Raw genomic sequence first — 12,660 nt, 5'->3', positions numbered from 1 at the left:
CGTCGGACGCTCCCTACCGCTGCGCCCCCACGGCGGCCTGGAGGAACACGACCGTCTCCGTGTCGGCCGGGAGGAAGGCCTCCAGGGCGAGTTCGGAGACGGTCACGTCCATCGGGGTGTTGAAGGTCGCGATGGTCGACAGGAACGACAGCACCCGCCCCTCGTGCGCGATCCGCAGCGGGAGCGCGAACGGGAACAGCTCGGTGAGGTCCTCCTCGGCCTCCTCCGCCACGCCCGGCGGCTCCGGGTAGGCCCGCACCTCCTCCAGCAGCGCCCGCAGCGGCGCCGAGCGGACCAGCCCGAGCTGCCGCTCCATCCGCTCCAGCAGGTGCCGCCGCCACTGCCGCAGGTTCACGATCCGCGGTGCGAGCCCCTCCGGGTGCAGGGTGATCCGCATCGCGTTCAGCGGTGGCTCCAGCAGGTGCGGCGCGACCCCCGCCAGCAGCAGCCCGAGCGCGCGGTTGGCCGCGAGCACCTGGAAGGACCCGTCGACGACCAGCGCCGGGTACGGGTCGTGGGCGGCGAGCAGGCGTTCCATGCCGGAGCGCAGCGCCGCCATCGAGGGGTCGTCCAGTCGCTTCTCCGGGTAGAGCGGCGCGTAGCCGGCGGCCAGCAGCAGCGCGTTGCGCTCCCGCACCGGGACGTCGAGGTGCTCGGCGAGCCGGAGCACGAGGTCCTGGCTGGGCCGGGAGCGGCCGTTCTCGACGAAGCTGATGTGCCGGGCCGAGGAGTCGGCCAGCAGGGCGAGCTGCAGTTGGCTGAGCCGCCGCCGTTCGCGCCAGCCGCGCAGCAGCGGCCCTATCCCCGTCCCGGTGCCGGGTCCCATTCCCGCCATGATCGTCATGGCCGGACAGTACTACCGCCGGGGCGGCGCGGTCAGGCGCCGGTGGTCGATCCCGGCCGGACGATCATCAGCACCACCACGACCGCCCAGAGCAGGTTGAACACGCCCGCCGTCATCGGCAGCAGCTTCAGCCCGCGGACGGCCTTGCCGTGCTCCTCGGAGCCTGCCTCCAGGGCGAGCGCGTCGACCGCGGCCTGCTGCGCGGGCAGCACGAACAGCAGCAGCGAGAGGGCGGCGACGGCGGTCAGCACCATCGAGGCGATCAGCCAGGACTGCCCGAGCACGTCCATCACCTGGGCGAGCCCGATGCCGAGGACCGGCACCGCGATCCCGAGCAGCGCGTAGACCTGGGTGATCCGGTGCAGCTGCCGCAGCATGCCGGCGTCGGCCGCCCGCTCGGGCCCGCCGGCCAGCGCGGCGCCCGCCCGGCGCGGGAACATGCTGACGGCCACGGCCACCGGGCCGATGAACAGCACCGAGGCGAGGACATGCAGGCTCAGCAGGAATTTGGCCATGGCGGGCACCCTTGTGATTCAGCGGGGCGGCCCGGCGGCGGTCGTGGCGCGGGCAGCCGGGGCGGACGGTTCTCATCGCCCCGTCCAGGACGCTAACACCGCTTATCCGACCGCCTTCCACCCAGGTGGGAGCAGCCACCCGGGTCGGAGCGGCCGCCCGGGCCGGAGCGGCTTCGCCCCCGGGCCGGAGCGGCTACGACCGCAGGCCGTCCCGGCTCAGAGCGCGGACAGCTCCACCACCCGCGGCGGCAGCCCGCAGACCGCCGCGACGGCCGCGCCGTGCGACTCGTCGGCCCAGTCGAGCAGTTCCAGGTCCTCGAAGCGCCCGAGCAGCGGACGGCCGCCGGGCAGGTCGAGCGGGAGCCCGGAGAGGTCGACGGCGGCGAGGCCGTCCAGGGTGGTCCGGCCGACCTTGATCAGCGCCTCCTTGCGGACCCAGAGCCGCAGGAAGGCGCGGGCCGGGTCGGCGTGCGCCCGGACCTGCCGCAGCTCCTCCTCGGTGAGCACCCGGGGGGCGACGTCGAGCAGGGTGCCGCCCCGGTCGGTGAGCTCGACGTCGACGCCGATCGGCCGGTGTCCGGCGGCGGCGGCGACCACGCCCTTGGTGTGCGAGAGGCTGACCGAGATCCCGGGGTGGTCGGGCAGGTAGGGCTTGCCGTGGTCGCCCTTGCCGCAGTCGGGGCAGTGCTGCGCGAGCGTCAGCGAGGCCGCCGGGACGCCGAGCAGCCGGGCCGCGCAGAGCCGGACCAGGATGTGCCCGGCGGTGAAGTCGACCCGCCCCGACTCGTACCGGAAGCGGGCGGCGCGCTCCTTCTCGACCGCGGTGAGCAGGTGCTCCCCGGCCTCGGGGTGGCGCAGTACGTCGGCGCTCGCGGCGACGGTGGCGATCGCGTCGGCGGCACCGGTCGCGTCGGTCGCGCGGGCCGCGTCGGTCGCTTCGGTCGCGTCGGAGGTCCTGCCGGCGGAAGTCATGCCTCCAACCTAGCGGGGCCCGCGCGCGGTCCGGAAGGACACGGTCGGCTGGTCCGACCGGAGCATGGTCGGATCGCCGCTGATGGTCTGTAGGGTATGGATGGTCCGATTTGGTAGGTAATTTCCTGTATCCCGGAATTCTTCGTCAATGGGCCGGGATGGTCGGGAATCGTCTGGAACCTGGCAGGTGCTGCTCCACCTGCCTTTTCTCTGTGCGGAGGAATGTGCCGATGGGTCAGGGACAGGGAACCGGTGCGCCGGGTCGCGGCAGGACCACCGTGGAGCGTCCGCCGTCCCCCAGGGGGCGGACGACCGTCCGGGTCGCGGTGGCGACCGCCGTCGCGATGCTGCCGCTGGCGGCGGTGCTGACGGTGGGTTCGGCCGCTCCGCTGACCCCGCCGCTGGGGCCGTGCAGCGGGCCGGACTGCCCCGCGGTCTGGCCGTCGCCGCCGACCAACGGGGACTTCCCCGGCCGGGACGCCTCCATCAACGTCTTCACCGGCGGCAACTACCTGGTCGCCGGCCGGGCGGCCGAGGCCGAGGGGAAGATCGTCACCCTCGGCAACTTCGAGATCAACAAGAGCGAGGGCGGCGGCGCCTTCAACGCGGGTGTGGTCGGCGTCGGCTCGCGGGTGGTCCCGCCGAACGGCAGCGACTTCCTGACCGTCGGCGGCAATGTCACCGTCCAGCCCGGCAACAGCCTGCTGATCGGCGGCAGCGACTCCAAGGGCGAGGCCTTCGGCAATCTGCGGTACGCGGGCACGCTCACCGGCACGGTGGCCATCGACCCGACCGGCCAGGCGATCAAGGACGCCGACGCGGCCGCGCCGTACCAGTCGGTGCTCACGCAGATCGAGGAGGTCTCGTCCTGCGTGGCCAAGGCCACCGCCACCGGCACGGTCGTCGTCACCAGCAGCGAGGCGACCTTCACCGGCGACGGGACCAGCGCGAAGCAGGTCTTCAACGTCCCCGGGAACCTCACCGCGCCGAACGGCGGGCAGATCGGCCTGGTGTTCAACAACATCCCGGCCGGCGCCACCGTCGTGGTCAACATGCTGGCGGACAACCCGGTGATCAACACCTACACCGGCACCGGCCTGGCGGGCGACCCGACCACCGAGATGCGCTCCCGGCTGATGTGGAACTTCCCCACCTCCACCGGCGCGCAGATCCTCGGCAGCGCGCAGTTCCAGGGCTCGGTGATGGCCGGCAACCCGGCCGGCACCACGACCATCACCATGCCGGGCATGAACGGCCGGGTCTACCTGGCCGGCAACCTGGTCCAGAACGGCAACGGCGGCTACGAGATCCACAGCTACCCGTTCGACGGTGACCTGCCGGACTGCGAGGTGACGCCGAGCCCCTCGCCCACCTCGCCGTCGCCCTCGCCGACCTCCCCGACGCCGACCCCGACCGAGACCACCACCTCGCCGGCGCCGACCTCGCCCAGCCCGACCAGCACCTCCCCGGCGCCGACGTCCCCGACCCCGACGCCGACCCCGACCACCAGCTCCGCCGTCCCGACCACCTCGCCCAGCTCCTCCAGCGCGGCGCCCACCAGCCACGGCCCGTCGAGCCACGGCCCGAGCAGCCACGGTCCGACCGGCCACCACCCGGTGCCCAGTCACGGCGGCGGGGGCGGCCAGCTGCCCTCCACCGGCGCGGGCAACGCCCCGGTGGTCCTCGGTCTGGCGGGCGTGGGCCTGCTCGGCCTCGGCGCCCTCGCCGTCCTGGCCGCCCGCCGCCGCGGCCGCCACAGCTGACGCAGGCGCTGCCAGTAGCGCCCAGGGCCGCCCGGTCACTCCGACCGGGCGGCCCTGGGCGCTCCGGCGCCGCGGAGTTCAGCCCCCGGGCCGGTCCGGCCAGCCGTCGAGGCCCGCCGCCAGCAGGCCGAAGCCCGCCGTCACCGCGGCCGCCACCCGCGTCCGGACGGCCTCCACCGGCTCGCCCGCCACCATGCCCCGGCGGACCTCCGCCAGCGCCGCCCGGTGCGCCCCGGCCAGCGCGCCCGCCAGCAGCCGGGGCAGCGGATCGCCGGGCGCCGTGCCGGCCTCCTCGGCCAGGGCCCCGGCCAGTGCCTCCTCGGCGCGCTCGCCGAGCTCCAGCAGCCGGGCCCGGAGCGCCGGGCTGTCCTCCACCGTCCGCCAGAACGCCGCGGCCCGCGGGTCCAGCCCGTAGGTGGGCTCGGTCGCGTCCAGCCCGGCCAGGAGTTCGGCCCGGACGGCGTCCACGGGGGAGGTGCCGGGCGGCCGCCCGCGCACGACCAGGGCCAGCCGGGCGACCACCTCCTCCTGCCGGTCGAAGAAGAGGTCCTCCTTGGTCGGGAAGTAGTTGAACACCGTGTTGACGGCCACGCCGGCGGCCCGGGCCACCTCGGCCACCGTGACCCGTTCGAACCCGTGCTCGGCGAACAGTGCGGTCGCGGTGTCGGCGAGCAGGGCCCGGGTCTGCTGCTTCTTCTCCTCGCGAAGTCCCATACGGGAATCATAGTGCCGCACCAAACTTGCAGTGACACCAATAATTTCGGCTACGGTGGGGCCATGACCTTCACCTTCGGCGTCTACCCCGGCGGCCTGCTCGGCGACGAGAGCCGCGTGATCACCCCCGTCCGCCCGGACGACCCGGCGCGGATCACCGCCGCGCTGCGCGAACTCCAGGGCGCCGCACCGGCCCTGCTGGTCCGCGCCTACCGCTCGTACCCGCCGGGCCCGGACCTGCCGCCCACCCCGGCCGAGCCGGAGCGGTACCTCGGCGAGGGACGCCGGCTCGACCTGGTGCTCCAGTACCGCGGCCCCGGCGACCGGCCGGACGGCTGGACCGACTTCGTCCGGCACGCGGTCCGCACCGAGGGCGGGCGGATCGGCACCCTGCAGATCTGCGAGGAGCCGAACGTCGACTCGCCGGTGCTCGACGGCTCCGCCCCGGGCGTCCTGCGGGCGCTGGTCGACGGGGTGGTCGCGGCCAAGGAGGAGGCGCTCGCCCTCGGGCTCGGCCTCGCGGTGGGGTTCAACGCGGCCTTCAGTCCGGACCCGGCCGAGCCGTTCTGGTCCGCGCTCGGCGAGCTCGCCGACGAGCGGTTCCACCGCGCGCTCGACCACGTCGGCCTGGACTTCTTCCCGGACGTCTTCCGCCCGGTCCCCGCCGGGCAGCTCGGGGCCGCGGTCACCGCGGTGCTCACCGGCTTCCGGCGGGAGACCGTGGTCCGGGCCGGGATCGGGGCGGCGGTGCCGATCAGGGTCTGCGAACACGGCTGGCCGACCGGCCCGGACCGCCCCGAGCGGCGGCAGGCCGAGGTGGTCGAGGAGGTGGTCCGGACGGTCGCCGGGCTCGCGGGGGAGCTGAACCTCACCGGCTACAGCCACTTCGGCCTGCGCGACGCGGACAGCGCGGGACCGGGCCTGTTCCACCGCTTCGGCCTGCTCCGCGACGACTACACCCCCAAGCCGGCCTTCGCCGTCTACGGGCGGCTGGTGCGGGAGCTGACGGCGCCGTGACGCGAACGGCCCCGCACCCGGAATCCGGGTGCGGGGCCGCCGTTGCGTCCGTTCAGCGTTCCTCGGCGGGGAGTTCGTCGAAGAAGCGTTCCGCCGTGCGGCGCTCGGCGGCGACGGCGGCCACCGACTCGCCGACCAGTCGGCCGGCCAGCTCGGTGGCCAGCTGCCCGACGTCCTCCCGGAGGGCCGCCTCCGCGAACGCCCGGTCCACGGCGAGCCGCGCGTCGGCCTCGGCGAGCAGCAGGTCGCGCTCGCGCAGGCCCTCCTCGCGGGCCGCCGCGACGGCCGCCGCACCCTCCTCGGCGGCCTGCTGCCGGATGCGCGCGGCCTCGTGCCGTGCCGCGGCCAGCTCCTGCCGGTACTCGTCCAGCGTTCGCTCGGCCTCGGCCACGATGGCGGCCGCCCGTTCCAGCCTGCCCTCGGTGGCGTCCCGCCGTTCGGCGAACACCCGCTCCGCCCGGGGCAGTACCACGCGGCCGAGCAGCCAGAGGACGAAGAAGAAGCAGGCCAGCCCGACGAGGAGTTCGACGGGCTCCGGCTTCAGCGGTCCGAGTTCCAGATCCATACGACCCTCCCAATGTCTGACGAATCGTCATCAGGAAGGCTTCCCGGGCGGATCGGCGACGAAGCGTCGGCCCGGTGTGGGGCTCGTCACCCCGGTCGCTCCGGTCGCTCCGGTCGCTCGGCTCACTCCGGCTGCTCGGGTCGCTCCGACCGCTCGGCTCACTCCGGCTGCTCGGGTCGCTCCGACCGCTCAGGTCACCTCGCCGCGGCGGGCGAAGCGCTCGTCCTTCCACTCGCCGCTGCCCAGCACCTCGGCGAGGTGCCGCGCGGCGTCCCATACCTCGGTGTGCGAGAGGTAGAGCGGGGTGAAGCCGAAGCGCATGAGGTCCGGCGCCCGGAAGTCCCCGATCACCCCGCGGGCGATCAGCGCCTGCACCACCGGGTAGCCGTCGGCGTGCCGCAGCGCCACCTGGCTGCCGCGCCGCTCGTGCTCGCGCGGGGTGACCACCTCGATCCCGTCGAGGTCCTCCACCAGGGCGATGAACAGATCGGTCAGGGCCAGGCTCTTCGCCCGGACGGCGGCCCGGTCGGCCCGCTCCCAGATGTCCAGCGAGGACTCCAGCGCGGCCTGGCCGAGCAGCGACGGCGAGCTGGTGAGGAAGCGGCCGATGCCGTCCTTGGGCTCGTAGCCGGGCTCGAAGGCGAACGGGCGGGCGTGCCCGAACCAGCCGCTCAGCGGCTGCAGCGGCCCGGCCGCCAGGTGCCGCTCGGCGACGTACAGGAAGGCCGGCGAACCGGGGCCGCCGTTCAGGTACTTGTAGGTGCAGCCGACCGCGAAGTCCGCCCCGCTCGCGCCGAGTTCGACCGGCAGCGCGCCCGCCGAGTGGCAGACGTCCCAGATCATCAGCGCCCCGGCGGCCCGTACCCGGGCGGTGATCCCGGGCATGTCGAGCAGCTCGCCGGTCCGGTAGTCGACGTGCGAGAGGACGACCGCGGCGACGTCCCCGTCCAGGTGCGCGTCCAGCTCGGCCGGGTCGACCAGCAGGCTGCGGGCGCCGGGGACCAGTCCGGTCACGCCCTCGGCGATGTAGAGGTCGGTCGGGAACGCGGCCCGGTCACCGAGCACGGTGGAGCGGCCCGGCCGCAGCCGCAGCGCCGCCGTCAGCACCTTGAAGAGGTTCACCGAGGTGGTGTCGCAGACCACCAGCTCCTCCGGCGCGGCGCCGACCAGCGGGGCGATCCGCCGGCCCAGCCGGTACGGCTGCTCGAACCAGCCCGCGTCGTTCCAGCTCCGGATCAGCTCGCGGCCCCACTCCTCCTCGACCACCGCCCGCACCCGCTCGGGGGTGCGGACCGGCAGCGCGCCGAGCGAGTTGCCGTCCAGGTAGATCACCCCCGGCGGCAGGGAGAACTCCCCGCGGAACGCCGCCAGCGGGTCGGCGGCGTCCAGCGCCGCGCACTCCTCGCGCGTGATCATGCCCTGCCCTTTCCCGTACCTCGTTCGTGTCCGCGGCTCCGTGCCCGCGGCGGGGTGCCCGGCGCCCGTCCGGGCGCGCCGCCCGGCCGGTTCCGGCCCCCCGGTTCCTGCCCGGCCGGTGCCGGTCACATCCCGTCCCGGATCTCCCACAGCTCGGGGAAGACGTCCTGCTCGGCGGAGCGGCGCAGCCAGCTCAGGCCGCTGGAGCCGCCCGAGCCGGGCTTGGCGCCCATCGCCCGCTTGACCGCCATCAGGTGGCGGTGGCGCCAGCGGGTCACCCGCTCGGCGACGTCCAGCAGCGCCTCGGCCAGCGGCCGCAGCTCGGCGTACTCGTCCTCGGCGTAGACCCGCCGCCAGGCCGCGGCGACGGCCTCGTCGCTCTGGTGGCGCCGCTCGGAGACGGTGTTCGGCAGCTCCAGGCCGCGCCGGGCCAGCAGCGCGAGCGCGTCGTCGTACAGGCCGGGGGAGCGCAGCACCTCGGTCAGCTCGGCGAGCGCCTCCGGGCTGTCGTCGTACATCCGCAGCAGCGCGGCGTTCTTGTTGCCGAGCAGGAACTCCAGGTGCACGAAGGCCGAGGACTGGAAGCCCGAGGCCTCGCCGAACACCGAGCGGAAGGAGTTGAACTCCTGCGGGGTCATCGTGGCCAGCAGGTCCCAGGACTCCGTCAGCACGTCCTGGACGTGGGTGCCCCGGCGCAGCGCGGCCAGCGCGTCCGGCAGGTCGTCCGCGCGCAGCGCCCGCTGGGCGAGCGTCCACTCGTGCCGCAGCAGGCCGAACAGCAGCTCCATCACCTGGGTGGTGACGATGAACGACAGCTCGGCCGGGGCCTCGCTGAGCGGGTGCTGCAGGCTGTGCAGTTCGTCCAGCCGGGCGTAGCGCGCGTACGGGGTGCCCCGAACCGGCTCCCCGGCCCGACCGAACGACAGGTTGGGCTTCTCCACCGTGTCGTGCCCCATACCGATCCCTCCTGAAGTCACCGGCGGCGGGACCACCGGACGGGCCCGGGATCCGGTCCCGTCGCCCCGGTCCTCGCCGGGGCCCCATTGTGCGGTGGCCCGGTCCCGCATTTGAATGGGCGGCGGGCACGGCAACCTGGGTCGCGCCTGTCGTACAAGAGGTGTTTTCCTGATCCTCTTCACGATCGCAAAGCGGTGGGATCCGGCCATCCGGACGACACCCGCACCACACCCTCGGGAGCCCGCCGTGGACACCGTCGACCGCCGTCTGCTGGCCGAGCTGCAGGCCGATGCCCGCCTCTCCTACAACGAACTCTCGCGCCGGGTGAGCCTCTCCGCACCTGCCGTGGCCGAACGGGTCCGGCGGCTGGAGGCCGATGGGGTGATCGCCGGCTACCACGCCCATGTCGACCTCACCCGGGCCGGCCTGCCGATCACCGCGCTGGTGCAGATCCAGTGCTACGGCCCGCGCTGCGTGCTCCGCGACCCGGAGGTGGCCCGGTGGCCGGAGGTGCTCCAGCTGCACCGGGTGACCGGCGGCGCCTGCTGCGCCCTGCTGGTCGCCGTCCCCGCGATGGCCGATTTCGAGGCCCTGATCGACCGCCTCGGCGCCTACGGCCAGCCGGCCAGCTCGATGATCCTCTCCAGCCCGGTGCCCTGGCGGCCGGTGGTCGTGCCGTGACCGGTGGTCGTGCTGTGACCGGCGGTCGTGCCGTGACCGGTGGACAATCGGCGCGGACGGGATGTCGCGCGCGCTAGGTTCCTGCCCATGCCGAACGACCGTCACATCCTGCTGCTCCCGGGCAGCCTGCGCGCCGGGTCCGTCAACGAGACGGTGCTGCGCACCGCCGCCGCCGTGGCGCTGGCCACCGAGGGCGTCGCGACCACCTACTACACCGGGCTGGCCGGACTGCCGCACTTCAACCCGGACCTCGACACCGATCCGCTGCCGGAGCCGGTCACCGCGCTGCGCGAGGCCGTGGAGGCCGCCGACGCGCTGCTGATCTGCGTGCCCGAGTACGCCGGGACCCTGCCGGGCAGCTTCAAGAACCTGCTGGACTGGACGGTCGGCGGGATGGAGATCGTGGACAAGCCGGCCGCCTGGATCAACGCCGCCGGGGCGGGACGGGGCCTGGGCGCGGAGGAGTCGCTGCGCACGGTGCTCGGCTACACCGGGGCCGCCGTGGTGGAGGGGGCCTGCGTGCGGCTGCCGCTGGCGCGCGGGGACGTCGGCGCGGACGGGCTGGTCGCCGACCCGCTGGTGCGCGACCGGATCGCGGAGGCACTGGTGCGGCTGGCCGCGGCGGTCTGAGCCGCCGGGCCCGCGCGGCCCTGACCTGTACCGGCGGGCGGTTCAGTGCCCGTCGGGCAGGTGCAGGCCGAGTCCGGCCAGCCCGTTCAGGAACAGCTCGACGCCGACCGCCGCCAGCAGCAGTCCGAGCAGCCGGGAGAGCACCTCCAGCGAGGTGCGGTGGCTGTGCCGCATCAGCGGGGCGAGCAGGGCCACGCAGACGTAGTTGATCAGCACCACGGCGATGTACGCGCCGGCCACGGTGGTGCGCCAGCCCCAGTCGTCCTTGACGAGCGAGGCGACCAGCACCGCGGTGACCGCGAGCGGGCTGGCCAGGTAGGGCAGCAGCAGTTCGCGGATGCCGTCCACCAGTGGGCTCATCAGGTGCTCGTCCGCCTCGTCGGTGCCCCAGCCCAGGTGGACCCCGAAGACCAGGGCGACCGCGTAGACGAAGAAGATCAGCCCGCCGGCGAGCTGCAGCGACTGGTCGCTGATGTGGAACAGCGTGGTCACGAAGTCCGCGCTGTAGGCCATGACCGCGCCGACCACCGCGGAGACGACGGTGCTCCACGCCGCGAGGCGCCGCAGCTCCCCGGTGGTGCGGGTGGTGGCCAGCCGGGCGAAGGACAGCAGGACCTTGGGCGGGCCGACCACGGCGAAGAAGGCGATGAAGGCGCTGCTCAGGTTGAAGACGAACATGGGCCAAGCATGGCCGCGACGATCACCGCCGCCCGGCCGCCACGCCCCCGACGGGTTATTCCCACGAACGCGGTCATTCGCCCGAACGGCCGCCCCGGGTCGAGTGGAGCCGCCGTTTCCGGTGCCATGGAAGCCGGACCTCCCCACCATTCGGCGGAGGGCTCCCGAAGGGGACTTCGACATGGCTCTGAACCGTAAGGACCTGGGTCTGCTGGCACTGCGCGGCGCCGTCGGCGGCGTGCTGATCGCCCACGGCACCCAGAAGCTGTTCGGCTGGTTCGGCGGTGGCGGCCTGGACGGCACCGCCAAGGCGATGGAGGCGATGGGCTTCCATCCGGCGCGCCAGAGCGCCCTGGCCGCCGGTCTCGGCGAGGCCGGCGGCGGCGCGATGCTGCTGGTCGGGCTGGCCACCCCGGCGGCCGGCGCGGTGGTGGCCGGCACCATGGCCGGCGCGGTCGCGGTGCACGCCCCGGCCGGCTTCTTCGTGATGTCCGGCGGCTACGAGTACCCGGCGTTCCTGGGTGCGACCGGGCTGGCGCTGGGGCTGGCCGGCCCCGGCCGGTACTCGATCGACCACCTGACCGGGCACGCCTTCGACCAGCCGTGGGTCGGCGCCCTGGCCTTCGTGGCGAGCGCGGCCTCCGCGTACGGCGTGGTGGCCCGTCGGCGGCACGCCGTCCGGCTGGCGGAGGAGCGCGCGGCGGTGGAGGCGGACACCCAGGACGGCTCCGGGCTCTCCTGAGGCCGGCCCGTCCCCGGAACCGCCCCGGAACTGCCCCGGAACCGCTGCGTAACCACCCCCGAACGGACCCGAACGCCCCTGTCCCGCGCCGTCCGGCCGGGCTCACCCGAACGCACCAGCCCTGTTGGCGAGCGCCTCCCGGCCCCCGGAACGTGGGCGGGGAGGCGCGCCGGGACCCCGGCGCCGGCCAGAATCGAGGACCCCGATGGACCGCCAGCCGCTCCGCCGCACCGCGGCTCCGCCCCGCCGGACCGCCGCCACCACTGGCACCGCTGCCACCTCCGTCACGGCTGTCACCACCGCGACCGCCACCTCCCCGCACCCGGCCGCGCCGCCGCGTCGGACCGCCGGGGACCCGCAGGCCCCCGCCGTCCGCCGGCCCGGCCGCGCCGTGGCCGCGGTCGTGGGCGCCGCCCTGCTCGGCGGCGCCGCGCTGGCGGGCTGCTCGTCGAGCAGCAGCGCGGGCAGTGCGGTCTCCTCGGCCGCCGGGCAGGTGGGGTCGGGTATCGCGGGAGCGGCCTCCGCCGCCGCCTCGGCCGCGAGTTCGGCGCTCGCCTCGGCGGCGGGCGGGATCTCCTCCTCGCTGGCCTCCGCGGCCTCCTCCGCCCAGGCCGCGGCCTCCTCGGCGCTCGCCGGGGTCAAGGGCGGCCTGGACGCGAAGGCGGACGTCTCGGCGGGGGCGGTGTCCTTCACGGACGGCAAGGCCCAGACGACGCTGACCGTCACCAACCACGAGCAGCAGGGCAGCAACCGGTACGTGATCCAGGTCAACTTCACCGACGACAGCGGCAACGTGCTGGACGCGACCGCGGTGACCGTGCCGGACGTCGAGGCCGGGAAGAGCACCGAGGCGAAGGCGCTCAGCAACCGGGACCTCTCGGGCTCGGTGAAGGCCGTGGTCGCCAATGCCGTCCGCTACTGAGCGGACCCGGCCGGCTCCGGGCCGGCCGTCCGACCTCCTCCGCCCCCGTTGACCCGCAGGTCAGCGGGGGCGGAGGGGTTCCGGGGGAACCTTAACGGCGGCTCAAGGCTCAACATCACCCCTTGACGGGGTAGTTGGTCTAGTCCATTTTAGTGCCCAGGTGCAGGGAGCCCCTGAGCCGGCGTCAGCGGTTCGCCGCTGGCGCCGGTTCGGCATATCCCGGCGTCCGTCAAGGCATGCTCCG

14 protein-coding genes are annotated in these 12,660 nt (G+C 74.5%); 6 read left to right on the top strand and 8 right to left on the bottom strand.

Annotated elements, in window-relative coordinates:
- Positions 1–13: 13 nt before the first annotated feature.
- From IF01_RS0103070 to IF01_RS0103060, 3 genes are all read right to left on the bottom strand, one after another.
- On the bottom strand, positions 14–844 hold the full coding sequence (locus IF01_RS0103070; protein WP_030391658.1) for an MmyB family transcriptional regulator: 831 nt from the start codon (positions 842–844) through the stop codon (positions 14–16).
- Between the two features lie 32 nt (positions 845–876).
- On the bottom strand, positions 877–1,359 hold the full coding sequence (locus tag IF01_RS0103065) for a DUF2269 family protein (protein ID WP_030391657.1): 483 nt from the start codon (positions 1,357–1,359) through the stop codon (positions 877–879).
- A 216-nt stretch (positions 1,360–1,575) separates the two neighbouring features.
- Positions 1,576–2,331, bottom strand: coding sequence for a 4'-phosphopantetheinyl transferase family protein (locus IF01_RS0103060; protein WP_078879592.1), 756 nt, complete (start codon positions 2,329–2,331; stop codon positions 1,576–1,578).
- Positions 2,332–2,609: 278 nt separating this feature from the next.
- On the opposite strand from IF01_RS0103060, the gene IF01_RS0103055 reads away from it, so the two are divergent.
- Positions 2,610–4,094 (top strand): choice-of-anchor A family protein, encoded by a 1,485-nt coding sequence (locus IF01_RS0103055; RefSeq protein ID WP_149030432.1) that lies wholly within the window; start codon positions 2,610–2,612, stop codon positions 4,092–4,094.
- Positions 4,095–4,172: 78 nt separating this feature from the next.
- On the opposite strand, the gene IF01_RS0103050 is transcribed toward IF01_RS0103055, so the two are convergent.
- Positions 4,173–4,808 (bottom strand): TetR/AcrR family transcriptional regulator, encoded by a 636-nt coding sequence (locus IF01_RS0103050; protein ID WP_037778650.1) that lies wholly within the window; start codon positions 4,806–4,808, stop codon positions 4,173–4,175.
- 63 nt (positions 4,809–4,871) lie between these two features.
- Between IF01_RS0103050 and IF01_RS0103045 the strand changes: the two genes are divergently transcribed.
- Complete coding sequence (locus IF01_RS0103045) at positions 4,872–5,825, top strand: hypothetical protein (RefSeq protein ID WP_030391653.1); 954 nt, start codon at positions 4,872–4,874, stop codon at positions 5,823–5,825.
- Between the two features lie 52 nt (positions 5,826–5,877).
- Here IF01_RS0103045 and IF01_RS0103040 read toward each other — a convergent pair whose 3' ends face one another.
- The 3 genes from IF01_RS0103040 to IF01_RS0103030 all read right to left on the bottom strand — a co-directional run bounded on the left by IF01_RS0103040 (position 5,878) and on the right by IF01_RS0103030 (position 8,762).
- Positions 5,878–6,390, bottom strand: a complete 513-nt coding sequence (locus IF01_RS0103040; protein ID WP_030391652.1) for a F0F1 ATP synthase subunit B family protein — start codon at positions 6,388–6,390, stop codon at positions 5,878–5,880.
- A gap of 189 nt (positions 6,391–6,579) precedes the next feature.
- Entirely contained in the window at positions 6,580–7,806 is a 1,227-nt protein-coding gene (gene kynU, locus IF01_RS0103035; protein WP_030391651.1) for a kynureninase, read from the bottom strand.
- A gap of 125 nt (positions 7,807–7,931) precedes the next feature.
- A complete protein-coding gene (locus tag IF01_RS0103030; RefSeq protein WP_030391650.1) occupies positions 7,932–8,762 on the bottom strand; it encodes a tryptophan 2,3-dioxygenase in 831 nt (276 codons plus the stop codon).
- Between the two features lie 247 nt (positions 8,763–9,009).
- Here IF01_RS0103030 and IF01_RS0103025 point away from each other — a divergent pair, with 247 nt between their 5' ends.
- Complete coding sequence (locus IF01_RS0103025; protein WP_030391649.1) at positions 9,010–9,444, top strand: Lrp/AsnC family transcriptional regulator; 435 nt, start codon at positions 9,010–9,012, stop codon at positions 9,442–9,444.
- An 87-nt stretch (positions 9,445–9,531) separates the two neighbouring features.
- Entirely contained in the window at positions 9,532–10,074 is a 543-nt protein-coding gene (locus tag IF01_RS0103020; RefSeq protein ID WP_030391648.1) for an NADPH-dependent FMN reductase, read from the top strand.
- A 42-nt stretch (positions 10,075–10,116) separates the two neighbouring features.
- Here IF01_RS0103020 and IF01_RS0103015 read toward each other — a convergent pair whose 3' ends face one another.
- Complete coding sequence (locus tag IF01_RS0103015) at positions 10,117–10,752, bottom strand: MarC family protein (RefSeq protein ID WP_030391647.1); 636 nt, start codon at positions 10,750–10,752, stop codon at positions 10,117–10,119.
- Positions 10,753–10,933: 181 nt separating this feature from the next.
- On the opposite strand from IF01_RS0103015, the gene IF01_RS0103010 reads away from it, so the two are divergent.
- Positions 10,934–11,494, top strand: a complete 561-nt coding sequence (locus IF01_RS0103010) for a DoxX family protein (RefSeq protein WP_030391646.1) — start codon at positions 10,934–10,936, stop codon at positions 11,492–11,494.
- Positions 11,495–11,699: 205 nt separating this feature from the next.
- Positions 11,700–12,416 (top strand): hypothetical protein, encoded by a 717-nt coding sequence (locus IF01_RS43475; protein WP_051754839.1) that lies wholly within the window; start codon positions 11,700–11,702, stop codon positions 12,414–12,416.
- Positions 12,417–12,660 lie beyond the last annotated feature (244 nt).

Origin of the sequence: Kitasatospora purpeofusca, from assembly GCF_000718025.1 — a bacterium.
In the GTDB taxonomy this organism is placed as follows: domain Bacteria; phylum Actinomycetota; class Actinomycetes; order Streptomycetales; family Streptomycetaceae; genus Kitasatospora; species Kitasatospora purpeofusca.
Note: the sequence above shows the minus strand (reverse complement) of the source record. Positions and strands in the feature narration are given on the sequence as shown.

Bases quoted from the DNA above. Each gene is read 5' to 3' on its own strand.
- IF01_RS0103070 (WP_030391658.1), bottom strand. From the start codon at position 844: ATGACGATCATGGCGGGAATGGGACCCGGCACCGGGACGGGGATAGGG.
- IF01_RS0103065 (WP_030391657.1), bottom strand. From the start codon at position 1,359: ATGGCCAAATTCCTGCTGAGCCTGCATGTCCTCGCCTCGGTGCTGTTC.
- IF01_RS0103060 (WP_078879592.1), bottom strand. From the start codon at position 2,331: ATGACTTCCGCCGGCAGGACCTCCGACGCGACCGAAGCGACCGACGCG.
- IF01_RS0103050 (WP_037778650.1), bottom strand. From the start codon at position 4,808: ATGGGACTTCGCGAGGAGAAGAAGCAGCAGACCCGGGCCCTGCTCGCC.
- IF01_RS0103045 (WP_030391653.1), top strand. From the start codon at position 4,872: ATGACCTTCACCTTCGGCGTCTACCCCGGCGGCCTGCTCGGCGACGAG.
- IF01_RS0103040 (WP_030391652.1), bottom strand. From the start codon at position 6,390: ATGGATCTGGAACTCGGACCGCTGAAGCCGGAGCCCGTCGAACTCCTC.
- kynU (WP_030391651.1), bottom strand. From the start codon at position 7,806: ATGATCACGCGCGAGGAGTGCGCGGCGCTGGACGCCGCCGACCCGCTG.
- IF01_RS0103030 (WP_030391650.1), bottom strand. From the start codon at position 8,762: ATGGGGCACGACACGGTGGAGAAGCCCAACCTGTCGTTCGGTCGGGCC.
- IF01_RS0103020 (WP_030391648.1), top strand. From the start codon at position 9,532: ATGCCGAACGACCGTCACATCCTGCTGCTCCCGGGCAGCCTGCGCGCC.
- IF01_RS0103015 (WP_030391647.1), bottom strand. From the start codon at position 10,752: ATGTTCGTCTTCAACCTGAGCAGCGCCTTCATCGCCTTCTTCGCCGTG.
- IF01_RS0103010 (WP_030391646.1), top strand. From the start codon at position 10,934: ATGGCTCTGAACCGTAAGGACCTGGGTCTGCTGGCACTGCGCGGCGCC.
- IF01_RS43475 (WP_051754839.1), top strand. From the start codon at position 11,700: ATGGACCGCCAGCCGCTCCGCCGCACCGCGGCTCCGCCCCGCCGGACC.